The organism is Pseudomonas sp. PLB05 (assembly GCF_021106615.1).
GTDB classification, from domain to species: Bacteria; Pseudomonadota; Gammaproteobacteria; order Pseudomonadales; family Pseudomonadaceae; genus Chryseomonas; species Chryseomonas benzopyrenica.
Window position 1 is genome coordinate 375,776 of record NZ_JAJOHO010000002.1, and the last position, 24,618, is coordinate 400,393.

Annotated in this window: 22 protein-coding genes; 10 read left to right on the plus strand and 12 right to left on the minus strand. The window is 66.6% G+C overall.

Annotated features, from left to right (window positions below; genetic code table 11):
* The first annotated feature begins 126 nt into the window (after nt 1-126).
* The 7 genes from LRS53_RS08440 (at nt 127) to garD (ending at nt 8,724) form a co-directional block, all read left to right on the plus strand.
* Nucleotides 127-1,068 (plus strand): LysR family transcriptional regulator, encoded by a 942-nt coding sequence (locus LRS53_RS08440; RefSeq protein WP_026083654.1) that lies wholly within the window; start codon nt 127-129, stop codon nt 1,066-1,068.
* Nucleotides 1,069-1,187: 119 nt separating this feature from the next.
* Nucleotides 1,188-1,358, plus strand: coding sequence for a hypothetical protein (locus tag LRS53_RS08445; RefSeq protein WP_017639335.1), 171 nt, complete (start codon nt 1,188-1,190; stop codon nt 1,356-1,358).
* A 120-nt stretch (nt 1,359-1,478) separates the two neighbouring features.
* Complete coding sequence (locus LRS53_RS08450; RefSeq protein ID WP_231355620.1) at nt 1,479-3,290, plus strand: aminopeptidase P family protein; 1,812 nt, start codon at nt 1,479-1,481, stop codon at nt 3,288-3,290.
* Nucleotides 3,287-4,327, plus strand: a complete 1,041-nt coding sequence (locus LRS53_RS08455; RefSeq protein ID WP_231355621.1) for a threonine aldolase family protein — start codon at nt 3,287-3,289, stop codon at nt 4,325-4,327. The genes LRS53_RS08450 and LRS53_RS08455 overlap by 4 nt, the downstream gene beginning before the upstream one ends.
* Nucleotides 4,328-4,583: 256 nt before the next feature.
* The gene (locus tag LRS53_RS08460; RefSeq protein WP_231356113.1) at nt 4,584-5,621 is read left to right on the plus strand and encodes a LacI family DNA-binding transcriptional regulator; all 1,038 of its coding nucleotides are present in this window, start codon (nt 4,584-4,586) and stop codon (nt 5,619-5,621) included.
* Between the two features lie 166 nt (nt 5,622-5,787).
* Nucleotides 5,788-7,146, plus strand: a complete 1,359-nt coding sequence (locus LRS53_RS08465) for an MFS transporter (RefSeq protein WP_017639339.1) — start codon at nt 5,788-5,790, stop codon at nt 7,144-7,146.
* Between the two features lie 21 nt (nt 7,147-7,167).
* Nucleotides 7,168-8,724 carry a galactarate dehydratase gene (gene garD, locus LRS53_RS08470; RefSeq protein ID WP_231355622.1) on the plus strand — a complete coding sequence of 519 codons (1,557 nt, stop codon included), beginning with the start codon at nt 7,168-7,170 and terminating at the stop codon, nt 8,722-8,724.
* Nucleotides 8,725-8,951: 227 nt separating this feature from the next.
* Here garD and LRS53_RS08475 read toward each other — a convergent pair whose 3' ends face one another.
* The 4 genes from LRS53_RS08475 to rph all read right to left on the minus strand — a co-directional run bounded on the left by LRS53_RS08475 (nt 8,952) and on the right by rph (nt 13,609).
* A complete protein-coding gene (locus tag LRS53_RS08475) occupies nt 8,952-10,856 on the minus strand; it encodes an acyltransferase family protein (protein ID WP_231355623.1) in 1,905 nt (634 codons plus the stop codon).
* A gap of 46 nt (nt 10,857-10,902) precedes the next feature.
* Nucleotides 10,903-12,201, minus strand: a complete 1,299-nt coding sequence (locus LRS53_RS08480) for a membrane protein (protein ID WP_017639342.1) — start codon at nt 12,199-12,201, stop codon at nt 10,903-10,905.
* A gap of 306 nt (nt 12,202-12,507) precedes the next feature.
* Nucleotides 12,508-12,870, minus strand: a complete 363-nt coding sequence (locus LRS53_RS08485; protein WP_017639343.1) for a DUF4870 domain-containing protein — start codon at nt 12,868-12,870, stop codon at nt 12,508-12,510.
* Nucleotides 12,871-12,886: 16 nt separating this feature from the next.
* Entirely contained in the window at nt 12,887-13,609 is a 723-nt protein-coding gene (gene rph, locus LRS53_RS08490; protein ID WP_017639344.1) for a ribonuclease PH, read from the minus strand.
* Nucleotides 13,610-13,781: 172 nt separating this feature from the next.
* Between rph and LRS53_RS08495 the strand changes: the two genes are divergently transcribed.
* Nucleotides 13,782-14,642, plus strand: coding sequence for a YicC/YloC family endoribonuclease (locus LRS53_RS08495; RefSeq protein WP_231355624.1), 861 nt, complete (start codon nt 13,782-13,784; stop codon nt 14,640-14,642).
* A 10-nt stretch (nt 14,643-14,652) separates the two neighbouring features.
* Nucleotides 14,653-15,273 carry a guanylate kinase gene (gene gmk, locus LRS53_RS08500; protein WP_133860406.1) on the plus strand — a complete coding sequence of 207 codons (621 nt, stop codon included), beginning with the start codon at nt 14,653-14,655 and terminating at the stop codon, nt 15,271-15,273.
* A gap of 19 nt (nt 15,274-15,292) precedes the next feature.
* Here gmk and LRS53_RS08505 read toward each other — a convergent pair whose 3' ends face one another.
* On the minus strand, nt 15,293-15,892 hold the full coding sequence (locus LRS53_RS08505) for a LysE family translocator (protein ID WP_231355625.1): 600 nt from the start codon (nt 15,890-15,892) through the stop codon (nt 15,293-15,295).
* A gap of 110 nt (nt 15,893-16,002) precedes the next feature.
* Between LRS53_RS08505 and LRS53_RS08510 the strand changes: the two genes are divergently transcribed.
* Complete coding sequence (locus LRS53_RS08510) at nt 16,003-16,461, plus strand: Lrp/AsnC family transcriptional regulator (RefSeq protein ID WP_231355626.1); 459 nt, start codon at nt 16,003-16,005, stop codon at nt 16,459-16,461.
* Between the two features lie 102 nt (nt 16,462-16,563).
* Here the strand turns inward: LRS53_RS08510 and LRS53_RS08515 are convergent, their stop codons facing one another.
* The 7 genes from LRS53_RS08515 to LRS53_RS08545 form a co-directional block, all read right to left on the minus strand.
* Nucleotides 16,564-18,057 carry an aldehyde dehydrogenase gene (locus LRS53_RS08515; protein ID WP_160922064.1) on the minus strand — a complete coding sequence of 498 codons (1,494 nt, stop codon included), beginning with the start codon at nt 18,055-18,057 and terminating at the stop codon, nt 16,564-16,566.
* A gap of 103 nt (nt 18,058-18,160) precedes the next feature.
* Nucleotides 18,161-18,772, minus strand: a complete 612-nt coding sequence (locus LRS53_RS08520) for a hypothetical protein (protein ID WP_017639350.1) — start codon at nt 18,770-18,772, stop codon at nt 18,161-18,163.
* Between the two features lie 81 nt (nt 18,773-18,853).
* On the minus strand, nt 18,854-20,224 hold the full coding sequence (gene pelG, locus LRS53_RS08525) for an exopolysaccharide Pel transporter PelG (RefSeq protein ID WP_231355627.1): 1,371 nt from the start codon (nt 20,222-20,224) through the stop codon (nt 18,854-18,856).
* Nucleotide 20,225: 1 nt separating this feature from the next.
* On the minus strand, nt 20,226-21,749 hold the full coding sequence (pelF, locus tag LRS53_RS08530) for a GT4 family glycosyltransferase PelF (RefSeq protein WP_231355628.1): 1,524 nt from the start codon (nt 21,747-21,749) through the stop codon (nt 20,226-20,228).
* Complete coding sequence (locus LRS53_RS08535) at nt 21,746-22,735, minus strand: tetratricopeptide repeat protein (RefSeq protein ID WP_017639353.1); 990 nt, start codon at nt 22,733-22,735, stop codon at nt 21,746-21,748. Before LRS53_RS08535 ends, pelF begins: the two co-directional genes overlap by 4 nt.
* Nucleotides 22,713-24,086, minus strand: a complete 1,374-nt coding sequence (locus LRS53_RS08540) for a PelD GGDEF domain-containing protein (protein ID WP_231355629.1) — start codon at nt 24,084-24,086, stop codon at nt 22,713-22,715. The genes LRS53_RS08535 and LRS53_RS08540 overlap by 23 nt, the downstream gene beginning before the upstream one ends.
* Nucleotides 24,086-24,601, minus strand: coding sequence for a penicillin-binding protein activator LpoB (locus LRS53_RS08545; RefSeq protein ID WP_231355630.1), 516 nt, complete (start codon nt 24,599-24,601; stop codon nt 24,086-24,088). The genes LRS53_RS08540 and LRS53_RS08545 overlap by 1 nt, the downstream gene beginning before the upstream one ends.
* Nucleotides 24,602-24,618: the final 17 nt, after the last annotated feature.

Here is a 24,618-nt window from a genome sequence, read left to right on the forward strand (position 1 = left end):
TGCCGGAGGGAAGGATTCGCGCGGTCAAAATGTCGAATCCACAGCAGCTCACCGCACCACTATCGGGCGTGTGACTTTTTCAATAAAGTGACAGCTTGACGAAACTCCATTGCGAAAAAGGCAATAATGGATATTTTCCAAGGCATGCGCATCTTCGTCCGGGTGGTGGATCTGGGCAGTCTCACGGCTGCCGCCCACACCCTCGCCCTGTCCACCGCCCAGGTGTCGCGCCTGCTGGCGGAACTGGAAAGCCACCTGCAGACCCGTCTGTTGCACCGCACCACCCGGCGGCTCGCACTGACCGAGGCGGGCGAGCGCTATCTCGAACGCTGCCGGCGCATCCTGCAGGATGTCGGCGAGGCCGAAGCCGAAGCCAGCGGTGCCCATCTCAAGCCCCATGGCCATCTGCGCCTGCATTCCATGACCGGCCTGGGCACCCAGCTGCTGGCGCCATTGGTGTCGCGCTTCTGCGCCCGCTATCCCCACGTCGAGATCGTCATGACGCTTTCGCAGAACCATCCGGCACTGCTGGAGGATGGGCATGACATCGCCATCACCCTGGACACCGAGCTGGCCGATTCGGATTTCGTCGCCCAGCGTCTCGGTGGCGTCTATAGCGTGGTCTGCGCGGCGCCCAGCTACCTGGCGCAGCGTCCGGCGCCCAAGGTACCGGCCGATCTCGCCGAGCACGACTGCCTGCGGCTGCTGGATCCCAACTTCTCCGAGCGTTGGGTCTTCGCTGGCCCCGAAGGCGAGCTGCAGGTAGCGCCGCGCTACGTCTTCCAGGTCAACGTCGCCGAGGCCCTGGCCAGCGTGGCGCGGCAGGGCATGGGCATCTGTCTGCTACCCAGTTACATCGCGGTCAACTACCTGCGCGATGGCAGTCTGGTACGGCTACTGCCCAACTTCCGCCTACGCGAGCGCACCATCCATGCGCTCTATCCCTCGCGGCGCTTTCTCGACGCCAAGATCAAGACCTGGATCGACTTCCTCAAGGAAGAACTTCCCGAGCGCCTGCAGGTAGAAAATCTGGTGCTGGAAGACCAACGCTACTGGGCTAAGGACTAAGCCATGGCTTGTTGCAGGTTTTGTAATAGTGAATTAGTTAGCATGCTATTTATTAGGCTGCATTCATTACCTAGAATGGTCCCGTACCCCGATGAACACGACCTTTTTAGGAGTTCGCTATGAAACGTTCTCTGTCCGCCCTGTTGCTGACCCTTGCCACCCTGACCGCCGCCCAATTCGCTGCTGCCGACGACAATCCCAGCCTGAGATACAAGCTGGTCGATCAGAATCATGCCGCCATGCAGCACTACGGCGATCAGGCCGCTCCTGCCGCCAACCTGCGTCGCTGAGCCGCTCAGTTTTCGAAAGACCACCCCTCTTTGCTCCTTTGGTCTTTCTCCGCCGCACCCTTTGGGTGCGGCTTTTTTATATCTGCGGCACACTGAGCTTCTGACCTTGTCGAGGTGCTCATGACCGCCACCCCCGCTCAACGACTCGCCCACCTGCGCGCCTTCCTGGCCGAGCAGGGCGCCGATGCCTGCCTGATCCCCAGCGCCGATCCCCACCTGTCCGAGTACCTGCCCGAACACTGGCAGGGGCGGGCCTGGCTATCCGGTTTCACCGGCTCCGCCGGGCTGCTGCTGGTGACCCGCCAGGCCGCCGGCGTCTGGACCGACAGTCGCTACTGGGAGCAGGCCACCCAGGAGCTGGCGGACAGCGGCATCGACCTGATGAAGCAGGTCGCCAGCCAGCCCCAGGCCCACCTGCAGTGGCTGGCCGACCAGGTGCCCGAGGGTGGCACGGTGCTGGTGGACGGCCAGGTGCTGTCCCTAGGCTCCGCCGCCGCCCTGCGCCGGGCGCTGGAGCCCAAGGGCATCCAGTTGCGTACCGACCTCGATCCCCTGGCGGCGATCTGGAGCGATCGCCCCGCGTTACCGGCCGCGCCGCTCTATGCCCATGCCGCGCCCCATGCGCCCCAGCCGCGCAGCGCCAAGCTCGCCCAGGTGCGCCAGGCGCTGGCGGAGGCAAAGGCCGACTGGCATTTCATCTCCTCGCTGGACGACATCGCCTGGCTGCTCAACCTGCGTGGCGCCGACGCGCCCTACAACCCGGTGTTCCTCGCCCACCTGCTGCTGGGCAGGGACAGCTGTCAGCTGTTCATCGATCGGGCCAAGGTGCCGGCGGAGATCCGCGCGGCCCTGGCAGCGGATGGCGTGGCGCTGGCCGACTACGCCCAGGCCGCCACCGAGCTGGGCCTGCTGCCAGCGGACAGCACCCTGCTAGTGGACCCGGCGCGGGTCACCCTGGGCCTCGCCGAGGCCGCACCGACGAGCGTCAAGCGCCTGGAGCAGATCAATCCCTCGACCCTGCTCAAGGCCTGCAAGACCGCTGAGGAAGTGGCCCAGGTACGCACCGCCATGGAGGAGGACGGTGCGGCCCTGTGCGTCTTCTTCGCCCGTTTCGAGGCCGCCCTGGCCCGCGGCGAGCGCCTCACCGAGCTGACCGTGGACGACTGGCTGAGCGAAGCCCGCGCTGCCCGGCCCCACTTCGTCTCCCTGAGCTTCGCCACCATCGCCGGCTTCAACGCTGGTGGCGCCCTGCCGCACTATCGGGCCACCGAAGAAGCCCATGCCGAACTCCAGGGTGACGGCCTGCTGCTGATCGACAGCGGCGGCCAGTACCTGGGCGGCACCACCGACATCACCCGGGTGGTGCCCATCGGCACCCCCAGCGCCGCCCAGAAGCGCGACTTCACCCTGGTGCTCAAGGGCATGCTGGCGCTGTCGCGGGCGCGCTTTCCGGCCGGGGTCGCCGCGCCCATGCTCGACGCCCTGGCGCGCGAGCCGATCTGGGCCGCCGGCATCGACTACGGCCATGGCACCGGCCATGGCGTGGGCTACTTCCTCAATGTGCACGAGGGACCGCAGTCGATTTCCTTCTATGCCACGGTCACCCCGCACCATGTCCTGCGCGAGGGCATGATCACCTCCAACGAACCGGGCATCTATCGTCCCGGCCAGTGGGGCGTGCGGCTGGAGAACCTGCTCCTGTGCACCCGCGCCGAGACCACCGAATTCGGCGACTTCCTGGCCTTCGAGACCCTGACCCTCTGTCCGCTGGATACCCGCTGCCTGGATCTCGCCTTGTTGCGCGCCGACGAGCTGGACTGGCTGGATGGCTATCACGCCGAGGTCCGCCGCCGCGTGCTGCCGCTAGTGGAAGGCGCCGCCCGTGACTGGCTGCTGGCCCGTACCGAACCCGTCGCGAGGACTGCCGCATGAGCAGCAACGCCCAGCAATTCGCCAGTGACAACTATTCCGGCATCTGCCCGGAGGCCTGGGCGGCCATGGCGGCGGCCAACGTCGGTCACGAGACCGCCTATGGCAACGACACCTGGACGGCGCGCGCCGCCGATCGCTTCCGCCAGCTGTTCGAGACCGATTGCGAGGTGTTCTTCGCCTTCAACGGCACCGCGGCCAACTCCCTGGCCCTGGCGGCGCTGTGCCAGAGCTACCACAGCGTGATCTGCTCCGACACCGCCCACGTCGAGACCGACGAATGCGGGGCGCCGGAATTCTTTTCCAACGGCTCCAAGTTGCTGCTGGCGCCGGCCCACCAGGGCAAGCTGACCCCGGGTGCCATCCAGCAGATCGCCACCAAGCGCGCCGATATCCACTTTCCCAAGCCACGCGCGGTGACCGTCACCCAGGCCACCGAGGTGGGCACCCTTTATGGCCTCAACGAACTGCAGGCCATCAGCGCCACCTGCCGCGACCTCGGCCTGCACCTGCACATGGACGGCTCGCGCTTTTCCAACGCCGTGGCCGGCTTGGGCTGCACCCCGGCCGAGGTGACCTGGAAGGCTGGCGTCGACGTGCTCTGCTTCGGCGGCACCAAGAGCGGCATGGCGGTGGGGGAGGCCATCCTCTTCTTCAACCGCGATCTGGCCGAGGACTTCGAGTACCGCTGCAAGCAGGCCGGCCAGCTGGCGTCCAAGATGAGATTCCTCTCCGCGCCCTGGCTCGGCGTGCTGGAAAACGACACCTGGCTGCGCCACGCCCGCCACGCCAACGCCATGGCTCAGCTGCTGGCCGGGCGCGTGCGCGACGTGCCCGGGGTGGACTTCATGTTCCCGGTGGAAGCCAACTCGGTGTTCCTGCAGCTGTCCGAGCCGGCGCTGGAATTCCTGCGCAACCGCGGTTGGCGCTTCTACACCTTCATCGGCAGCGGGGGCGCGCGTTTCATGTGCTCCTGGGACACCGAAGAGGCTCGCGTGCTGGAGCTGGCGGCGGATATTCGCCTGGCGATGGGGGGTTAGGTTGTACCGCCATGGCGAGGCGGCCGCTGCTGACGCGTACTCGATTCTGTAGGAGCGGCCCATGGCCGCGATCAAACCTGGCATAGGGTGTATCGCGGCCATGGGCCGCTCCTACGGGATTCGCTGCTTTCTCATCCATCGGTACCCATTCCCATACGGAAAACGCTGCGTGGTTTTCCACGCTACGGTGTTCACCGGGGACGCCGCCCCCACCAACCGTTACCATGGCCAACCTCTCCATCATCCCTGGCGATCCATGGCCAAGAAGTCCAGCAAAGCCCTCACTGCCGCGGTCAATCCCGCTGCCCCCACGCTCATCGACGTGGCCCGGGTCGCCGGGGTGTCGCCGATCACCGTCTCGCGGGCGCTGAATCGACCGGAGATCGTCAGCGAGGCGGCGCGGGAGAAGGTGCTGGCAGCCGTGCGGGTCACCGGCTACGTACCCAATCTGCTGGCCGGTGGCTTGGCCTCCAATCGCAGCCGCCTGGTGGCGCTGTTCGTGCCGACCATCGTCCACTCCATCTTCGCCGAGACCGTTCAGGCGTTGATGGCGCGGTTGTCCCAGGCGGGCTACCAGACCTTGCTGGGCCTGACCGGCTACAGCGCCGAACAGGAGGAGCAACTCTTGGCCGCGGTGCTGGGGCGCAAACCCGATGGCATCGTGCTCACCGGCACCCTGCACACCGCGGCCAGTCGCCAGCGCCTGGCCCAGGCCGGCATCCCGGTGGTGGAGTCCTGGGACCTGGGCGAAGATCCGCTGGACATGCAGGTGGGCTTCTCCCACGAAGCAGTGGGCCGGGCCCAGGCCGAGCACCTGCACGCTCGCGGCTATCGGCGCTTCGCCGTGGTCTCGGTGGACGATCCCCGCGCTCTGCGCCGCTGCCGCAGCCTGGTCGCCCGGCTGGCCGAGTTGGGCTTGGCGGAACCGCCGCTGGAAATCCTGCCGGCGCCAGCCTTGGTGGAATCCGGGCGGGCGGGGTTGCGCCAGTTGCTGGCCCGCGACGATGGCTTCGACGTGGTGGTCTGCAGCTCCGACACCGTCGCTCAGGGGGTGATGGCGGAAGCCGCGAGTCGCGGGCTGCGCCTGCCCGAGGATCTGGCGGTGCTCGGCTTCGGCAATCTCTCCAGCGCTGCCCAGATGCACCCGGCGCTGTCGTCGGTGAGCGTCGAAGGCGATCGCATGGGCACCCTGGCAGCAGAGGCGCTGCTGCAACGGTTCAACCAGGGCGAGCGGGCCCGGGACGCGGTGCGCATCGACACCGGCTTCCACATCATCGACCGCGCCACGACCTGACCACCGGCGTCGAAGTCGTTAGACGTCATACTTGTATGGTTGCGCAATCATGGCTTAGTCTTGGACAAACGCCGGGGCTGAGTCAGGTTGTCGCATCAAGGCATGATTGCGCAATCATCCAGCATTCCGCGCCTTCAATAAAAACAATCACGCAAGAGGGATCCCCATGGATGCCACAAGACCCACCCGGGTGCGTTACCTGATCCTGTTGATGCTGTTCGTGGTGACCACCATCAACTATGCCGATCGCGCCACCATCGCCATCGCCGGCTCCAGCCTGCAGAAAGACCTCGGCATCAGCGCCGTCACCCTCGGCTATATCTTCTCCGCCTTCGGCTGGGCCTATGTGGCCGGGCAGATTCCCGGCGGCTGGCTGCTGGATCGCTTCGGTTCGAAGAAGGTCTATGCCGGCAGCATCTTCTTCTGGTCGTTGTTCACCCTGCTGCAAGGCCTGGTCGGCGGCCTGCCGGTGGCCTGGGCGGTGACCACCCTGTTCATGCTGAGATTCCTGGTCGGCCTGGCCGAGGCGCCGTCCTTCCCGGGCAATGCACGCATCGTCGCCGCCTGGTTCCCTACCGCCGAACGCGGCACCGCCTCGGCGATCTTCAACTCGGCGCAGTATTTCGCCACCGCGTTGTTCGCGCCGATCATGGGCGGCATCGTCTTCCACTTCGGCTGGGAACACGTCTTCGTCATCATGGGCGCCCTGGGCATCCTCTTCTCCGGGGTCTGGCTGAAGTACATCCACAACCCCAAGGAGCATCCGCGCATCAATGCCGCGGAGCTGGCGCACATCCGCGACAACGGCGGCCTGGTGGACATGGACAACGGCGCCCGCCAGCAGGGCGGCGGTCCCAAGTGGCACTACATCACCCAGCTGCTGACCAACCGCATGATGCTGGGCGTCTACCTCGGCCAGTACTGCATCAATGCCATCACCTATTTCTTCCTGACCTGGTTCCCGGTGTACCTGGTGCAGGAGCGTGGCATGACCATCCTCAAGGCCGGCTTCATCGCCTCGCTGCCGGCGATCTGCGGCTTCATCGGCGGGGTGCTCGGCGGGGTGATCTCCGACTACCTGCTGCGCCGCGGTCACTCCCTGACCTTCGCTCGCAAGCTGCCCATCGTCTGTGGCCTGCTGCTCTCCACCAGCATGATCTTCTGCAACTACGTCGATGCCGACTGGATGGTGGTGGGCTTCATGACCCTGGCCTTCTTCGGCAAGGGCATCGGTGCCCTGGGTTGGGCGGTGGTGGCCGACACCTCGCCCAAGCAGATCGCCGGGCTTTCCGGCGGCCTGTTCAACACCTTCGGCAACCTGGCCTCCATCACCACCCCCATCGTCATCGGCTACATCATCGCCGCCACCGGTTCCTTCAAGTGGGCGCTGGTCTACGTCGGCGCCAATGCCCTGGTGGCGGTGTTCAGCTACCTGTTCATCGTCGGTCGCATCCAGCGCGTCGAGCTGCGTACCGCCGACGGCGAGATCCTGGGCGCGACCCAGCCTGACCCGGTCCGGGCCTGAGCCCCGGCGGAGGATAAGAAAATGCACCTGATCGATCACCGTGATTCGCCGCGTTACATCAAGCTCCACCCCCAGGACAACGTCGGGGTGGTGGTCAACGAACCCGGCGTGGCCGCCGGCACCGCCTTCGCCGACGGCCTGACCACCGTCGAGGCCATTCCCCAGAGCCACAAGGTCTCCCTGGTGGACCTCAGGCAAGGCGCCGAGGTGGTGCGCTATGGCGAGGTCATCGGCTACGCCCTGCAGGACATCCCGGCCGGCAGCTGGATCACCGAAGCCCTGCTGCGCATGCCGGAGCCGCCCGCCTTGGACAACCTGCCCAAGGCCACCGCGCCCGGCCAGATCGGCGAACCCCTGGAGGGCTACACCTTCGAGGGTTTCCGCAATCCGGACGGCAGCGTCGGCACCCGCAACATCCTGGCGGTGACCACCACCGTGCAGTGCGTGGTGGGGGTGCTGGATCATTGCGTGGAGCGGGTGCGCAAGGAGATCCTGCCGCGCTATCCCCATGTCGACGACGTGGTGCCGCTGTCCCACAGCTATGGCTGCGGCGTGGCCATCAATGCCCCGGATGCGGTGATCCCGATCCGCACCCTGCACAACATCAGTCGCAATCCCAACTTCGGCGGCCAGGCGCTGGTCATCGGCCTGGGCTGCGAGAAGCTGCAGGCCAGCCAACTGATGCCGGGCGACGACCTCACCGCCGGGCAGAACGAAGAGGACTGGCTGTTTCGCCTGCAGGATTCGGCCAACGGCTTCGCCGGCATGGTCGAGCAGATCATGGGTCTGATCGAGGCGCGTCTGGAGGTGCTCGATCAGCGCCGCCGCGAGACGGTGCCGGCTTCCGAGCTGGTGGTGGGCATGCAGTGCGGCGGCAGTGATGCCTTCTCCGGCATCACCGCCAACCCGGCCCTGGGCGTGGCCGCCGATCTGCTGGTGCGCGCCGGTGCCACGGTGATGTTCTCCGAGAACACCGAGGTGCGCGACGGCATCCACCTGCTGACCCCGCGCGCTGCCACCCCGGAGGTGGCCGATGCGCTGATCCGCGAGATGGACTGGTACGACCGTTACTTGGAGCGGGGCATGGCCGATCGCAGCGCCAATACCACCCCTGGCAACAAGAAGGGCGGCCTGAACAACATCGTCGAAAAGGCTATGGGGTCGATCGCCAAGTCGGGTACCAGCCCCATCGCCGGGGTCATCGCTCCGGGCGAGAAGATCAGAGGCAAGGGCCTGTATTTCGCCGCCACCCCGGCCAGCGACTTCATCTGTGGCACCCTACAACTGGCCGCGGGCATGAACCTGCACATCTTCACTACCGGTCGCGGCACCCCCTATGGGCTGTCCATGGTGCCGGTGATCAAGGTCTCGACCCGCACCCAGCTGGCCGAGCGCTGGCCGGATCTGATCGACATTGATGCCGGGCGCGTGGTGAGTGGGCGGTTGTCGCTGGAGGAGATGGGCTGGGAGATCTTCCAGTGCTACCTGGACGTGGCCAGCGGTCGCCGCCAGACCTGGGCGGAGCGCCATCGCCTGCACAACGACCTGGCGCTGTTCAATCCCGCCCCGGTGACCTGAGCCACAGGACAATAAAAAAGGGCCGATCCCCCTGGGATCGGCCCTTTTTCGTGGCGCCTGGAAACTAGTGTGGTGTTTCAGAAGTTATCTACACAATTTTGGCAGCGCTTTTTCGGCCAGGACTGCGTTGCCACTCCTCGCCATAGCCCTGCTATGACTCGTCGCGGCGCCTGGCCCAGGCCAAAAAATCACGCGCCAATTCTTGCGCGAACTTCTGAAACACCACACTAGCGCTGGGCGGTGGCCGGCGTCAGTTGCAGGCTCGGCAGCAGATAGTGACCGACGATGAACAGTGAGCCCTTGTCGCTCAGGTGGCCATCGTCGATCTGCAGCAGGGTACGGCCATCCGCGGCCCTTACCCGACAGGCATCCTCGACGCAGAGGTGTTGCACCAGGGAGATGTACTCCAGCCCCGCCGGGAGCCTGGCCTGGCGCATGGCCTGGTCGGTGGCGAGGACATGGCGATCCAGGGCGGAGTCGGCGATGTGGTCATCGGTGGAGCCCCAATGGCGGATGGCGATGACGCTGGGCAGTGACGGACTCCACTGGGGAACGGGGCCGAGCAGCACGATGCGCTTGACGCCATAGCTGTGCAGGCGCTCGGTGATGGCCTTCCAGTCGGTCTTTTCATGATCGGCCTTCTGCGCCATGACCACCACGTCCGGGCGCAGGCGCTGAATGGCTTCCAGGGCGGTGCGGTTGGAGTAGTTGCAGGTCACCCGCGTCTCGGTCTGCCGTCCCAGGTCGTCGGTAAGGCGTGGTTTGCAGCTTGCCGAGGCCACCTGGTAGTAGGGCAGGCCGGCCGGCAGCAGGCTGCGCAAGCCAAAGGACAGCGCCTGGGCATGGGAGTCGCCCCAGACGAAGAGGCCGCCCTTGCCCTGGGCATGGGTGCAGCTGGGGTCGATGGCGTCCTGATGACGCTGGGTAAAGGCCGAATAGGCGTCGCACTTGAGCCAGTAGAGATCATGGAGATTCTTCTGGCGATCCAGGTACTCCTGGACGAATTGCGCGCGATCCGACTGGCTGATGCTGCGCAGTGGGGTGATGGCGCCGTCGGTGGCATTCACCGCGCCGGCGCTGAGGAACAGGGTGGCGAGCAGTCCGGTGCCGGTGGCCAGGGCCGCACCGCTCTGGCCCTTCCGGCGCAAGGCGCGGGTTTCCACCAGGGTGTAGGAGGCCCAGCCCAGGGCGAAGGAGGCGGCGATGCCCAGCAGCAGGTGCGGCGTCTGGTCGAGCAGGCCGGCATAGCTCATGAACACTACCACCGGCCAGTGCCAGAGGTAGAGCGAATAGGAGAGGGTGCCGGTCCACTGGGAGAAGCCGTTGCCGGTGACCAGCGAATCCTGGCGTGCGGCCAGGATGATGGCGGCGGTGCCGAGCACCGGGATCAGCGCCAAGTAGCCTGGCCAGACATCGCCTTCGGCGAGCGTCAGGAAACCCACCGCCAGGGCGATCAGCCCCGCGCCTTCCAGCAGCCGGCGCGAGCGGGCGGCGAGCTGCAGCGGGAAGAGATAGGCGGCGCCACCCACCATCAGCTCCCAGGCGCGGGTCGGCAGCAGATAGAAAGCCGCTTCCGGCCAAAGCAGCGAGGCAGTGACGGCGAAGGCGAAGCCGACCGCGGTGGCGAGCAGGATCAGCACCCGCAGGGTCTTGAGCGATACCACCTTGGACAGCAGCACCAGCACCAGCGGATAGATCAGGTAGAACTGCCATTCCACCGACAGCGACCAGGTGTGCAGCAGCCATTTCTCATGGGCGGCCGCGGTGAAGTAGCCGGCTTCCTTCCAGTAGACCAGGTTGGAGACGAAGCCCAGGCTGCTCGCCACGTGCTTGCCCAGTTCGCCATAGGCGTTGGGCAGCAGGAAGAACCAGCCGGCGATCAGCAGTACGGCGCAGAGCACCGCCAGCGCCGGCACGATGCGGCGGACGCGGGACAGATAGAAGGCGGACAGGCGGAAGCGCTGCTGTTCGAGGGCGCGAAAGATGATCCCGGTGATCAGGAAGCCGGAGATGACGAAGAAGACGTCGACCCCGGCGAAACCGCCCGGTAGCCAGTCGGCATTGAAGTGGAAGAGGACGACGGCGATCACGGCGATCGCGCGCAGCCCATTGATATCTTTCCTGAAGTCCATGAGCGGCATCCGGGCGGCAAGGGGAAGGCGGGAGAGGGGCGTCGGGCTAGGCGTGGGGGGCCAGGGTTTCCGGTGCCGGGCGGACCAGGTGCAGGCCGGGATCGGTCTTGGGCTTGAGCAGCAGATAGCCCAGGGTGATACCGATGAAGAGGTTGGCCACGCCGATCTCGAAGAGGTCGGTGGTCCAGCCGATCAGGCAGAGGCAGAAGGCGATGGCCAGCAGGGTGTGGCTTTCGCGATCGCGGCTCAGGTGCAGGCGGATGAACAGCGGCAGTTGCAGGCAGTAGAGGGCGATGCCGACCACGCCGAACACGCACCAGAGATAGACCACGCTGCTGTCGCAGTTGACCATCAGGTCCATGCCCGGCACGGGGAAGGCGGCCATGGTGCTGCCGAACATGCCGAAGCCGGCACCGGTCAGGGTCCAGCCGGGCTCGCTCATGACCTCCACGACGTTGGGCCAGGTGTTGACCAGACGGTCGTAGAAGGAGGCCAGGCCGCTGTCGCTGGTGACCACGTGGGGATCGAAGTCGCGGATCAGGCTGAGGATCGGCAGCAGCAGGCCACCGACCACGCCGAGCAGCAGCAGCAGGTAGGTGGACCACTGGAAGCGACGGCCCAGCATCAGCACCAGGGTGAAGGCGAAGGCGGCAGCGGGGGCCTTGCTGGTGGTCAGCAGGATGCCGAAGAGACCGGTCAGGGCCATCAGCAGCCAGAGCGTGTAGGAGCGCGCGAAGTAGGAGAGATAGAGGCAGTAGACGGCGATCAGGGCTGCCAGCACGTTGGACACGCGGGCGAAGCCGGCGATGCGGTCGGCCTCGCCCGCCATCCAGTTGGTGTTGCCGGCGATGTCGTTGCCACCCAGGGTGTAGCTGTAGCCCTTCCAGGGGACCGAGGTGTACTTGTCCAGCAGGATGCCGATGAGCGAGGCGATCAGCAGGCCCAGGACCACCCGGCCGAGCAGGCGCCGCTGTTCCAGCAACTCACGGCCGCAGAGCAGGCCGAACAGCAGCGGGCTGTAGACGAACAGCGAGAAGAAGACGTTGTTGATACTGGCGCCGTGCAGCAGGGCCAGGGCCGCATAGGCCGGGATGCTGAGCAGGGCCACCCAGAGGATGCGCGGCAGCTTGGCGGTGGCCAGTTGCAGGGCGAAGAGCGCCAGGCAGGCGATCTTGGGGAGGTAGATCAGCGCCGAGGCGCCGGCCATGTCGAGGTAATAGCGCAGGGCGCCGGAAAAGGTCTCGACGAACAGCAGCGAGATGGCGGTCCAGACCGCGAGGGTCGAGTAGCGCCAGGACAAAGCCTGCTGGAACGCCGATTGCGGGGGGGCGACTACGGCCGACATGATCATCATCCCTGTGTTGATGCCGAAACAGCCGGCCATGGGTGGCCCGCTGCGCTGACGTGAAAAGCGCGAAAGGGGTAACCAGCAGAGGGTTCGCCACCTTGGCGTGGTCCCTGGGCTGGATGAGGTCTGCCAGCGAAAGGCAGGCACGCTACCGCCCATGGCGGTCAGAAACGGCCACGGACGACAGGTAAAGAAAGCAAGACGCGGGGGATGATAGCGGAGGGCTTCCGGCGCCTGTCAAACGACGACAGACCGACCGGAAATCCTCAGCGCGGATATCAGAAGCAGGCCACAAAAAGCTCGTTAATTAACCATCCGCCAGGTCAGGGGATAGCGGTAGTCGCGGCCCTGGTTGGCCTTGATGCCGGCGATCACCGTCAGCACGAAGGCCACGCAGGCCACCAGCAGCATCAGCGGAAAGCCGATCAGCACCCACACCAGCAGCCAGCAGATCATGTGCAGCAGGGTGACGGTGAGCTGGAAGTTCAGCGCCTCCTTGCCCTGGCGGTCGATGAAGGGATCGTCCTCGCGCTTGAACTGCCAGACCACCAGCGGACCTATGACGTTACCGATGAAGGGCACCACGAAGCCCAGGAAGGCGGCGTAGTGGCAGAGCATGGCCCAGCGCCGGGCTTCGGCGCTGGGGGCGGGGACGAGATCGTGCATGGCTTGACCCTTTTCGTTACTCGCCGCGCAGGGCGGCTTGCTGGAGCTCGAACAGGTCGCGCAGACCGCCCTGGGCCAGTTCGAGCATGGCGTTGAGTTCGGCCGGCTGGAAGGGCGCGCCCTCGGCGGTGCCCTGAACTTCGATGAAACCGCCGGCATCGGTCATGATCACGTTGAGATCGGTCTCGGCGGCGGAGTCTTCCAGGTAGTCCAGGTCGAGCACCGGGGTGCCCTGGTAGATGCCCACGGAGATGGCGGCCACCATCTGCTTGAGCGGATTGCCCTTGAGGTTGCCGCGGCGCTTGAGCGCGCCCAGGGCATCGACCAGGGCCACGCAGGCGCCGGTCACCGAGGCGGTGCGGGTGCCGCCATCGGCCTGGATCACGTCGCAGTCGATGTAGATGGTGTTCTCGCCCAGCTTGGACAGGTCCACGGCGGCGCGCAGCGAACGACCGATCAGCCGCTGGATTTCCAGGGTGCGACCACCCTGCTTGCCCTTGGCGGCTTCACGCTGATTCCGCTCGCCGGTGGCGCGGGGCAGCATGCCGTATTCGGCGGTGAGCCAGCCCTGGCCCTTGCCCTTGAGAAAGCGCGGCACCCCGGCCTCGACGCTGGCGGTGCAGATCACCTTGGTATCGCCGAATTCCACCAGAACCGAACCCTCGGCGTGCTTGGTGTACTGACGGGTGATGCGGATGGGGCGCAGCTGATCGGCGGCGCGGCCACTGGGACGCTTCATTGCGGGCTTCCTGTAAGGCATGGGTATCAGGTCCATAGTATAGAGAGCGTCCGGCTCATGCGACACGGATGCATTGGGTCGCTCCGATCAGGTGCGCTAGAATCGTGCGTTTTACATGCGTGGGCGCTCTGGATCGCCCCAGATCCACGCATCGTCAGACGAGGATCCTGCCATGGTGCATAGCATGACGGCGTTCGCCCGGATCGAGCGACCGGGGCCCCAGGGCACCCTGAGCTGGGAGCTGCGCTCGGTCAATCACCGCTACCTGGAGCCGCACCTGCGGCTGCCGGAGACCTTTCGCGAGCTCGAATCCGGTGTGCGCGAGGCGCTGCGCCGACGGTTGTCGCGGGGTAAGGTGGAGTGCGTGTTGCGCGAGGCGCGCGACGAAGACGCGGTCCTGCGCGTAGACGCCCGCCGGGCCGCGCAACTGGTGGCGGCCGCTGAAGATGTCGCGGCGCTGATCGCCCGGCCGGCCAAGCTCGATCCCCTGGCCGTGCTGGCCTGGCCGGGGGTGCTGGCAGGCGCCGAGGTGGATGACGCCGAACTCGGGGCCCAGACCCTGGCGCTGTTCGAGGCGGCCCTGGATGAGTTGCTCGAAGGCCGGCAGCGCGAGGGACGCGAACTGGCGCGCCTGATCGAGGAGCGGCTGGTCCAGGTGCTGGCGGAGGTGACGACGCTCAGGACGCTGCTGCCCGAGCTGCTGGCCCTGCAGCGCCGGCGTATCCTCGAGCGCTGCGCCGAGGCGGGCGTCGAATTCGAACCGGCGCGACTGGAGCAGGAACTGGTGCTGCTGGCGCAAAAGAGCGACGTGGCCGAGGAGCTGGATCGCCTGGAGACCCATGTGGCCGAGGTACGGCGGGTCCTGGCGGGCAGTAGCGCGGCTGGTCGGCGGCTGGATTTCCTCATGCAGGAACTCAATCGCGAGGCCAACACCCTGGGCTCCAAGGCCATCGACGCCCGCGCCTCCCAGGCGGCCATCAATCTCAAGGTGCTCATCGAACAGATGCGTGAGCAAGTGCAGAACATCGAATAGGCGAACCTCCATGACAGCCCTTCCCGGCACCCTCTATATCGTTTCCGCGCCCTCCGGCGCCGGCAAGACCAGCCTGGTCAAGGCCCTGCTGGACGCCCTGCCCGACATCCGCTTGTCGGTCTCCCACACCACCCGCGCCATGCGCCCAGGCGAAACCGACGGGGTGAACTACCACTTCGTCGATTGCGCGACCTTTACCAACCTGCTCGAGCACGGCGATTTTCTCGAACACGCCGAGGTGTTCGGCAACTATTACGGGACCTCCCAGGCCGCCCTGGAGCGTGACCTCGCCGAGGGTCACGACCTGATCCTGGAGATCGACTGGCAGGGCGCCCAGCAGGTCCGTCGCAAGCTGCCCCACGCCCAGTCGATCTTCATCCTGCCGCCCAGCCAGGCGGCGCTGCGCCAACGTCTGGACAATCGCGGCCAGGACAGCGCCGAGATCATCGAGCGGCGCATGCGCGAGGCGGTCAGCGAGATGAGCCACTATGTCGAGTACGACTACCTGATCATCAACGATGACTTCGCCAGTGCCCTGGAAGACCTCAAATCGATCTTCCGCACCCGCCAGCTGCGCCTGGATCGCCAGCAGCGTCGGCATGACGACCTGCTGGTGGATCTGCTGGGCTGAGCCGGCCAACAGAGTCTGCTCAAAAGCTGCGCAGCAGGACGAGCAGTCCCAGGCCGGCCAATGCCAGCGCTGCCAGCAGGTCGATGTTGCGCCGCCAGAGGGGTTTCAGCGTCCGTTTCAGACTGCCGCAGAGCCCTGCCAGCGCTAGCCACCAGAGCAGGGAGCCGAGGAACAGGCCGGCGGCTAGGTTCAGTTGGCTGCTCAGCGAGGGCGCGCTCGGTGGTAGACCCATGAACAGGGTGGCGAAGCTGACGATGGTCAGGGGATTGGCCAAGGTCAGTGAGAAGCCCGTGGCGATCTCCCGGTAGCCGCCGGGCGTCGGTGCCTGGGCTGGCGCCGTTGCTCGCGCAGCGTGCCAGGTACGCCAGCCCAAATAGCCCAGATAGAACGCTGCTAGACGTTGCAGCCAGGGCTGCAGGGTGCCGAACAAGGTCGCCAGGGCGGTGGCGCCTAAGGCTCCAGCCACGGCAAAGAGGCCATCGGCCAGGGCGATACCCACACCGAACCTCAGGCCGGCGCCGAAGCCACCAGTGAGGCTGCGCTGCATGCACACCAGGCTGATCGGACCCACTGGCGCGGCGATGGCGATCCCCAACAACATTCCTTGCATGACGACCATGAGGCGTTCCTCCCGGATGAAGGAAGCCAGTCTGGCAATCTGGCAGGCCGCGGCTCCATGGCCTTTCGCAGGTATGCTGTGGGGCAAACCGAAGGAATGGAGGTTCGTCGATGGGTAAGTCGTTGGATCGTCTCGATCGGCGTCTACTCAGGGAGTTGCAGACGAATGCACGGCTCAGTCTCGCCGAACTGAGCCGGCGGGTGGGGCTATCCAGTCCAGCCTTGGCGGAGCGTCTCCGACGGTTGGAAGAGCGGGGGGTGATCCATGGCTATCGGACGGAAATCGACAGCCATGCCGTAGGCTATCCCATCACTGCCCTGATCCGTCTGTTCGTGCCGGCCGAGCGCTATCCGCGTATCGAGGCCCTGTTGGCCGACATGCCCGAAGTGCGGGAAGCCTTCCATGTCACCGGCGAGGCGGCCTTCGTGCTCAAGGTGGTGGCACCCTCGTTGACCGACTTGGAGCGCACCCTCGCGGTATTCGATCCCTATGGACGGACCGAGACGGCGGTGGTGCTATCGACCCGGCTAGCGCCGCGTCCGTTACCCATCGAAGAGGCTGCTGGCTGATGCGCGACGGCTGTCCAGCAGCGCGTCAGGGGCGTGCTTGCTTCGCTCCCGTCGTGAGGAAAGGCGCGAGGCCGGTCCAGGCTGGGCCGGCCTCCTGCACGCTTACAGCTTGATCCAGGTCGCCTTGAGCTCGGTGTACTTGTCGAAGGCGTGCAGGGACTTGTCGCGACCGTTGCCGGACTGCTTGAAGCCGCCGAAGGGGGCGGTCATGTCGCCGCCGTCGTACTGGTTGACCCAGACACTGCCGGCGCGCAGGGCGCGGGCGGTCTTGTGGGCCTTGGAGATGTCGCGGGTCCAGACCGCCGCGGCCAGGCCGTATTGGGTATCGTTGGCGATCTGCACGGCTTCCTCGGCGGTGTCGAAGGTGATCACCGAGAGCACCGGGCCGAAGATCTCTTCCCGGGCGATCTTCATGGCGTTGCTCACGCCGTCGAAGATGGTCGGCTCGACATAGACGCCGCCGGTCTCTTCCAGGGTGCGCTTGCCACCGGCCACCAGGGTGGCGCCTTCGGCATGGCCGGCCTCGATGTAGCGCAGCACGGTTTCCAGCTGGGTGGTGTCCACCAGGGCCCCGACATTGGTCTCCGGATCCAGCGCATGGCCGGGCTTCCAGCCCTTGAGCGCCTCGATCACCAGCGGCAGGAATTCTTCCTTGATGGAACGCTCCACCAGCAGGCGCGAACCGGCGGTGCAGACCTCGCCCTGGTTGAAGGCGATGCCGCTGGCGGCGGCCGCGGCGGCGTCCTTGAGATCGGGCGCATCGGCGAAGACGATGTTGGGGCTCTTGCCACCGGCTTCCAGCCAGACCCGCTTCATGTTGGATTCGCCGGAATAGGCCAGCAGCTGCTTGGCGACCCGGGTGGAGCCGGTGAAGACGATGGTGTCGACGTCCGGGTGCAGGCCCAGGGCCTTGCCGACCTCATGGCCGTAGCCCGGCAGCACGTTGAACACGCCGGCGGGGATGCCCGCCTGCTGGGCCAGTTGGGCGACGCGGATGGCGGTCAGCGGCGACTTCTCCGAGGGCTTGAGCACCACCGAGTTTCCGGTGGCCAGCGCCGGACCGAGTTTCCAGCAGGCCATCATCAGCGGGAAGTTCCAGGGCACCACGGCGGCGACCACGCCGACCGGCTCGCGGGTGACCAGGCCGAGCTGATCATGGGGCGTCGGGGCGACCTCGTCGTAGAGCTTGTCTATGGCCTCGGCGCTCCAGCGGATGGCATTGGCCGAGCCGGGTACGTCGATAGTGAAGGCGTCGGCGATGGGCTTGCCCATGTCCAGGGTTTCCAGCAGCGCCAGCTCTTCGGCATTGGCCAGCAGCAGGTCGGCGAAGCGGATCAGCACCCGCTTGCGCTGGGCCGGCGCCAGGTGCGCCCAGGTGCCTTTCTGGAAGGCGGCGCGGGCGGCGGCCACGGCCAGGTCGGCATCGGCGGCGTCACAGCGGGCGACCTTGGCGAGGAAGCGTCCGTCCACCGGACTCAGGCAATCGAAGGTGGCGCCGGCGGCGGCATCGACATAGGCGCCGTCGATGAAGGCGCGACCTTCCAGGGTGAGACCTTGGAAGCGCTGCTCCCACTCGGCGCGGCTGGGCAAGCTCATGGGTGACTCCTCGCTGTTGGCGGTGAGCAGCCACCCTAAACCGGCCCGGGAGGGTTATCAATATATTTGACAGTCGGCCGCCAAAGGCGCCGAAACGTGCGTTTTATCGAACGCTGCGCTGGCGTTGCCGACTCAAGGTCAGGGCGGGTCGCGCCGTGGCCAGGGCGCCGCGCCGTTGCCGTGGCTGAAAGCACTGCTGGGTGAGCGGCGCCGCGACACTGGCGTCCAGGTCGTCGAGCCAGCCGTCCACGGCGTCTTCCAGGGCGGCGACGGTGAGCTGCCCCAGCACCTGGTGGGCGATGAGATTGCCCAGGCTGGGCGCGGCCGGTTCGCGGGCGGCACCCCACCAGGCGGCGAGGCGTTCCTGGAGGCCTTCGAGCAGGCGATGGAGGCGATAGGCCGCGGCCAGCAGCGCCAGGCTGGCGGACGGCGCCTGGGCCAGGGCCGCCGGGGCGAAACCGGCCAGGGCGCGTTCCAGCACTCCGGCCAGGGGCGCCTCGAAGGCCACCGCCCGTGCCTGCAACAGCAGGGCTTCCAAGGCATCGGGCACCTTGTCGACATAGGCGCTGGCGAAGCGCTCCAGGGCCGGACCGCGCGTGGCATCGGCGCTGGCGGTGCGCGCCGCCTGGTCGGCGAAGGTACGGCTGGCCTCGCCACTGTCCCGAGCGCGCACCTGGGTGGTCTGGATCACGAGGCGCAAGGCGGCGGTATTCATGGCAGGGTCCTGCAGGGGTGAGCTGTGTTGGACGCCTGCAGCAGGAGCGGGTCACACCGTTCGTCCGGTGCCAGCGGCACCTCAGTGCCGGAGCATGAAGGTGTCGTATTCCAGGTCGTCCAGCACCCGGTCCAGGCGGTGCAGGCCGAGCAGCACGCAGCAGGCCAGGGAGACGGTGAAGCCATAGCCGAAGAAGCTCGGGCCCAGCTCGATGCTGAGCAGGGTCAGCGCCAGGTTGAGGCCGAGAAACAGGGTGCAGAGCATCAGCACGGTGTCGCGCCGGTCCAGGTAGAAGAAGACGTTGAGCAGCGCCATGAACACCACCTGGATGCTCACCCCCACCACGTCGATGTAGAACAGCGGCAGGTAGTAGTGCGACATGCCGAGCCAGGCCAGCAACTGCGGCGCCAGCAGGAACACCAGCACCAGGGTCAGACCCTGGACCTTGCAGATCTCCAGCAGGCCCTGGCGGATGGCCAGGATCATCTGTTCCTTGAGCTGGCTGATGTGCTGCAGGGTCTCGCCGCCGCGCACGGCGTTGAACACCCGCTCGTACCACTCGGCGAAGTCGGTCTCGATGCGCACCAGGAACACCGCCATGCCGGGGATGATGGCGAGGTAGGCGAGAAAGATTGGCAGATCGTAGAGGATGGAGGCGCGCAGGGGGCCGATGACGGCATCGGAGGTCAGCGGATTGAACCAGAAGACGAATTTGTCGACCCAGATGCCCAGGTTGTAGAACAGCCCGGTGACCAGCAGGCTTATGAAGATCTGCTTGCGGTCGAGGAAGTCGAAGGCCACCAGGCGATTGGCCGGGTATTCGCGGATGATGTCGTAGAGAAACATGAACAGCAGGGCGGCGTGACCCAGCAGCAGGGCCATCAGCAGGCCGTCCATGCCCAGGAAGCGCAGTACGAAGGCGGCGGCGATCATGATGGCGTAGCCCAGGGTCATCACCACCAGGATGCGGTTGTAGGCCTTCATCCCGGACAGGAAGATGATCACCAGCCAGAGATCGCATAGCGTGACGAAGTTGGCCAGCACCAGCAGCCGGTAGGCGAAGGGCTGGTCGAACAGGGTGGCCAGCAGCAGGAAGCCCAGGCCGCCGGCGACCAGGGTCACCAGCAGCAGGATGCCCACCAGATTGGGCAGGATGCTGGTCTGCTTCTCTTCGAACAGTCGATCCGAGACGAAGCGGGTGAAATACAGCTGCAAACCGCCGGTGAGGATCAACGAACTGGCCATGAGGTAGGTCACCGTGACCAGAAACTGGCGGATCAGCACGCTGGGGGTGACGATGCCTGTGGCTAGCACGCCGATCAGCATGACGCTGATGATCGACAGCACCCAGGGGCCCGAACTGATCAGGCCGGCATAGACATAGGCGCGCAGGGTGGCGGTGTAGGAGTCGCGCGCGAGGATCTTGCGCAGTTCGAAGCCGATGCCGGCCATGTCAGACGACCCTCCCGATGGCGTCCTGGTAGAGCTCGCGATAGCGTTCCAGCATCAGCGGCTCGGTGTAGTAGCGATTGACCCGAGCCAGCCCGGTGCGCTGCGCGGCCTGCCAGCGACCGGGGTTGCGCAGCAGGGCGAGGATGGCGCGGGCGGTGGCCTGGGGATCGGCGATGGCGACCACGCTGCCGCCGGTGCCCAGGGCGCGGTCCTCGGGGAGCGAACCCTCGATCAGCTCGCGGCAGGAACCCACGTCGCTGCTCACTACCGGCACGCCGGCGGCCCAGCCTTCGAGGATCACCAGAGGCTGGGCCTCGCTGATGGAGGTCAGCACCATGAGGCCGAGCTTGGGCAGGATGTCGCCAATCTTCTGGAAGCCAAGGAATTTCACCTTGCCCTCTAGGCCCAGGCTGGTGACCAGGCTGTGGCATTCGGCGGCGTATTCCTCGTCTTCGTCCTCGGGACCGACCACCCAGGCCTCGGCCTCGGGCATGGCGCTGATCACCCCGCGCATGGCACGGATGAAGGTCTTGACGTCCTTGATCGGCACCACCCGACCCAGCAGCCCCACCACCGGCGGCACGCCTTCGGGGCGCCGCTCCAGGGCGTCCTGCCACTGGGTGAGGCTGATGCCATTGGGGATCACCCGGCAGCGCGCGGGATCGGCACCGTCCTGGATCTGCCGGCGGCGGTTGCCATCGTAGAGCGAGATGATCGGATCGGCGGCCTTGTAGGTGAGCAGGCCGATACGCTCGAAGAAGCGGATCCACAGCCGGCGGATATAACTGACGTCCACGTCCAGCCCGGTACGCAGGGCCTCGTCCGGGCCTTCGGCGATCCACTTGGCCTGGGCCAGGTCGATCTTGCGCTCCTTGGTGTAGATGCCGTGCTCGCTGAGCAGGAAGTTGCAGCCCCAGCGGCGCTGCAGGATGGCGCCGAGCATGCCGGCATATCCGGTGGAGATGGAGTGGATCATCCGTGGTCGGGGCAGGCGGCGCGCGGCTTCGGCCAGCATCAGCAGCGGCGCCTGCATGGCGCGCAGGGTCCAGAGGTAGTCAACGAATGAAGGATCGGTGCAATAGCGCTCGTAGCCCTCGGTGATGGCTTCCCAGCTGGCGCGGCTGTACATGAAGTCGTCCAGGGTCACGCTGCCCTGGGCGAAGGCGTCCACCAGGGCATCACCCTGGGCGGCGCTGGGTTCGTCGGGGTGGTGCAGGAAGGCGTGCAGGTCGCGCAGCAGCTGCACCGGCGCCTGGCGCCGCGGGCTGATGGGCGCTGCCTTGGGCACCCAGGAGCCGGCGAGGAAGTGCTCCTCGATGTGCACCACGTTGGGCGGGATGGCGTAGTGGCGCTTCTCGTAGTTCTCGCGCTGGCCGCCGATGAAGAACACCGAGAAGGCCAGCTCCGGCAGGCCAAGGATCAACTGGTTGACCCAGCTCGACACCCCGCCGCGGACATAGGGCCAGGTGCCCTCCAGCAGCAGGCAGACATCGGGTGTCACGGTCGCGGCGGTGGCGTCTTTCATAACCAGTACTTCACCAGGGCGGCGAACGGCGGCCGCTTCTTCAGATCCGCCGGCAGGCTGTCGAGCAGTGCCGGGATGACCGCGTAATCGCGGCGCAAAAAGGCGATTTCGGCGCGGAAGGGCGCCAGCTGGGCCAGGGGTACGCCCGCCGCTTCGGCGGCCTGGAAGAATTCCAGGGCCCGTTCCGGCTCGCCCTGTTCCAGGGCGATGCGGCCGGCGAGGATGCGCAGTTCTTCGTTTTCTTCACCGGCCAGGGCCAGCTCAATGTGTTCCCGCGCCTGACCCAGCACGTGGCGCAGGACGCTGCCCTGGGCCAGGCCCAGATAGGCCAGCTCCCAGTAGCCGCGGGCCAGAGTGCCATGCAGCGCTGGCTGGCGTTCCGCAGGCGTGCTGGCCAATTCGCCGAGCTGGGTCTCGATGCGCTGGTTGATCTGGCTTTCCTGCTGGTCGAGCATCGAATAGGCGAGCAGCCGGACGTCGTCGGCCGGATCGCGCAGGGCCAGCTTGAGGATGGGGATGGCGTCGCGTCCGGGCATGCGCCGGGTGGCGAAGAGCGCGGTCAGGCGCTTGTCGGTGCTGGGCGCATGGCGCAGCACGTCCTGCAGGCCGCCGTCGCTGAACAGCATCTCCTCGCGCCGCTCCAGTGGGCGGAACGGCAGATTGGGCACGCTACGCGCCTCCCAGGCGATCTCGCGGTGCTTGCGCGGCAGATAGAGCGCCGGAAACACCGCGGCGATCACCCCGACTGCGCCCAGCAGCGGAATGAAGAAGGCCAGGGCAAAGAGAAACAGCGGACTCCAGGGCAGTGGCCGCTGGTAGCGTCGCGGCAGCAACAGCCAGGCACCGCCCGCCAGCAGAGCACTGCCGGCGGCATGGGCGGTGGCGAAGGCCAGGGCCGCCGCCGCTACCGGCAGATTGGCGAACAGCAGCGCCCAGCTGCTGGCCTCGAAGGCGAAGGCGCCGCTAAACAGCCACTTGCTGTTCATGCAGACCACACTCGTTGAACAGGAAGACGCGCAACTCCTGGGCGCGGGTCTTGGGTAGCAGCTCGTGCTCGTGGCTGCGCACGCCCAGGTTTTCCAAGGTGCTGTCCTGGCCATGGCGCTCGGCCAGCAGCTGACGCAGCCGGCGGCGGTAGCCTTCCAGGCCGTCGGAGGAGGTCAGCGGCAAGAGCACCAGCAGGCAGGGGTGGCCGGCCTGATTGGTCAGGCGCAGTTGCAGGTCGAGGCCGCGGCGGCTGCCTTCCAGCAGCGCCAGGGCGCGTTCGCCACCATCGGCCTCGGTCATCTCGAAGCAGAACAGGCAGGCGGGCAGGGCGTGCTGCTGGGCATCGCGCAGCGAGCGCTTGAGGTGCTGGGAGAATTGCTGGGCGTCGTCGTCGGCCAGGGCCAGCGCCTGGGGATCGCTGCCCAGCAGGTCGGCGATGTGGCCGGCGAGGATGGTCAGCAGATTGAGGGTGCGCTCGTTGAAGGAAAAGAACGGCATCTGCTCGATGGCCAGCACCGCCAGCAGCCGCTCCTCGGTATCCAGCAGCGGCACGCAGGCCTGCAGCGCCGAATGCTGGGTCTCGCCGCGCTCCAGCAGCGCCTGGCGGATGCTCAGGGTCTCACCGCGCTCCAGGGTCAGGCGCACCAGCAGGTCGTCGGGATCGATGCCGTGCATCTCGCCCTGGCTGGCGAGAGCGCGACGATCCACCCGGCCATTGGCGTCGACCCGGTAGAGGCCCGCCACGCGCAGCGAACCGTACTGGGTCAACAGGCCGACGATGGGCTCGGCCAGGGCCTGCAAGGCATCCTGCTCGCGGGGCACCTCGCGCAGCTGGCGACGCAGGTCCAGCAGCGAGCTGCGCAGGCTGAGGTCGTTGCCGGCGACGCGCTGTTCCAGGCGATCGTGGGAGATGCGCAGGAGGTGGTGGGCGCGGGTGAATTCGTCCAGACGCAGCTGGCGATAGTCGTTGGCCAGGTCCAGGCGTTCCAGGCGGCGATCCCAGAGATCGCGGAATTCGCCCACCAGCATGGCGCTGAGCAGCACGCCGACGATAAAGGACGGCGGGATCTCTTCGTAGGCCGGATAGCCCTGGCGATGCAGATAGAGCAGCGCCACCACCAGCAGGCCGGCACTCACCAGGCCGCGCATGAAGCCATAGCGTACCCCCATGAGGATGGGCGCGAACACCACCCAGGGAAAGGCCAGGCCGACCATCAGGGGGTCTTCCGGCACCAGCCAGAAGCCCAGGCCCAGAGCGGCCGCCGTGACCAGCAGGGTCTCCAGCCAGGACAGGCGGCCACTGGCGCGCGGCGCCAGGGTGTAGTCCTTGTGGACGGATTGCAAGGCCATCAGCGCAACTGCAGCTTTTGCGCGGTGCCGCGCAGGACCTTTTGTGCGGTGGCCGCCAGGCTCTCGCGCGACCAGCCGGAGCGGGCGCCGCTGTTGCTCCAGACCACCCGGCCGCTGGCCGGCTCGACCACCTGCAGGGTCACGCCCACCGCCGGCTCGCCGTCCAGCCCGTTCTTGTACTGCCACTCGTCCACACTGCCGGTGAGCACGTATTGCAGATTCTGCTGGCGCGCCCAGTCCAGGGCTGCGCGCTGGCGGGCCTTCTCGTCGTCGGTGGGGTTGCCGCCCTGACTGTCGTCGTAGACCTGCGGGCGGATGCCGCGCTCGCCGAGCACGCTGACCAGGATCTGCGCCGCCCGGTCGCCGGCCATGGGCGCCTGGGCATAGTTGGCCAGGGGCACCAGGCCCCAGCGGGCATCCTTGGGCAGGGCCTCGCCGCTGGGTCGGGTAAAGCTCGAGCAGCCGGCCAGCAGCACGGTGGCGACACTGGCGACGAGCAGACGCGTGATGTTCATGAGGTCTCTCCCTTGAA

Coding starts and splice junctions, on each gene's coding strand:
- LRS53_RS08505 (WP_231355625.1), bottom strand. CDS start 15,892: ATGGTCGTCATGCAAGGAATGTTGTTGGGGATCGCCATCGCCGCGCCA.
- LRS53_RS08450 (WP_231355620.1), top strand. CDS start 1,479: ATGACCGCCACCCCCGCTCAACGACTCGCCCACCTGCGCGCCTTCCTG.
- pelF (WP_231355628.1), bottom strand. CDS start 21,749: ATGAAAGACGCCACCGCCGCGACCGTGACACCCGATGTCTGCCTGCTG.
- LRS53_RS08445 (WP_017639335.1), top strand. CDS start 1,188: ATGAAACGTTCTCTGTCCGCCCTGTTGCTGACCCTTGCCACCCTGACC.
- rph (WP_017639344.1), bottom strand. CDS start 13,609: ATGAAGCGTCCCAGTGGCCGCGCCGCCGATCAGCTGCGCCCCATCCGC.
- LRS53_RS08495 (WP_231355624.1), top strand. CDS start 13,782: ATGGTGCATAGCATGACGGCGTTCGCCCGGATCGAGCGACCGGGGCCC.
- gmk (WP_133860406.1), top strand. CDS start 14,653: ATGACAGCCCTTCCCGGCACCCTCTATATCGTTTCCGCGCCCTCCGGC.
- pelG (WP_231355627.1), bottom strand. CDS start 20,224: ATGGCCGGCATCGGCTTCGAACTGCGCAAGATCCTCGCGCGCGACTCC.
- LRS53_RS08515 (WP_160922064.1), bottom strand. CDS start 18,057: ATGAGCTTGCCCAGCCGCGCCGAGTGGGAGCAGCGCTTCCAAGGTCTC.
- LRS53_RS08460 (WP_231356113.1), top strand. CDS start 4,584: ATGGCCAAGAAGTCCAGCAAAGCCCTCACTGCCGCGGTCAATCCCGCT.
- LRS53_RS08510 (WP_231355626.1), top strand. CDS start 16,003: ATGGGTAAGTCGTTGGATCGTCTCGATCGGCGTCTACTCAGGGAGTTG.
- LRS53_RS08480 (WP_017639342.1), bottom strand. CDS start 12,201: ATGTCGGCCGTAGTCGCCCCCCCGCAATCGGCGTTCCAGCAGGCTTTG.
- LRS53_RS08465 (WP_017639339.1), top strand. CDS start 5,788: ATGGATGCCACAAGACCCACCCGGGTGCGTTACCTGATCCTGTTGATG.
- LRS53_RS08535 (WP_017639353.1), bottom strand. CDS start 22,735: ATGAACAGCAAGTGGCTGTTTAGCGGCGCCTTCGCCTTCGAGGCCAGC.
- LRS53_RS08455 (WP_231355621.1), top strand. CDS start 3,287: ATGAGCAGCAACGCCCAGCAATTCGCCAGTGACAACTATTCCGGCATC.
- LRS53_RS08475 (WP_231355623.1), bottom strand. CDS start 10,856: ATGGACTTCAGGAAAGATATCAATGGGCTGCGCGCGATCGCCGTGATC.
- garD (WP_231355622.1), top strand. CDS start 7,168: ATGCACCTGATCGATCACCGTGATTCGCCGCGTTACATCAAGCTCCAC.
- LRS53_RS08440 (WP_026083654.1), top strand. CDS start 127: ATGGATATTTTCCAAGGCATGCGCATCTTCGTCCGGGTGGTGGATCTG.
- LRS53_RS08520 (WP_017639350.1), bottom strand. CDS start 18,772: ATGAATACCGCCGCCTTGCGCCTCGTGATCCAGACCACCCAGGTGCGC.
- LRS53_RS08540 (WP_231355629.1), bottom strand. CDS start 24,086: ATGGCCTTGCAATCCGTCCACAAGGACTACACCCTGGCGCCGCGCGCC.
- LRS53_RS08545 (WP_231355630.1), bottom strand. CDS start 24,601: ATGAACATCACGCGTCTGCTCGTCGCCAGTGTCGCCACCGTGCTGCTG.
- LRS53_RS08485 (WP_017639343.1), bottom strand. CDS start 12,870: ATGCACGATCTCGTCCCCGCCCCCAGCGCCGAAGCCCGGCGCTGGGCC.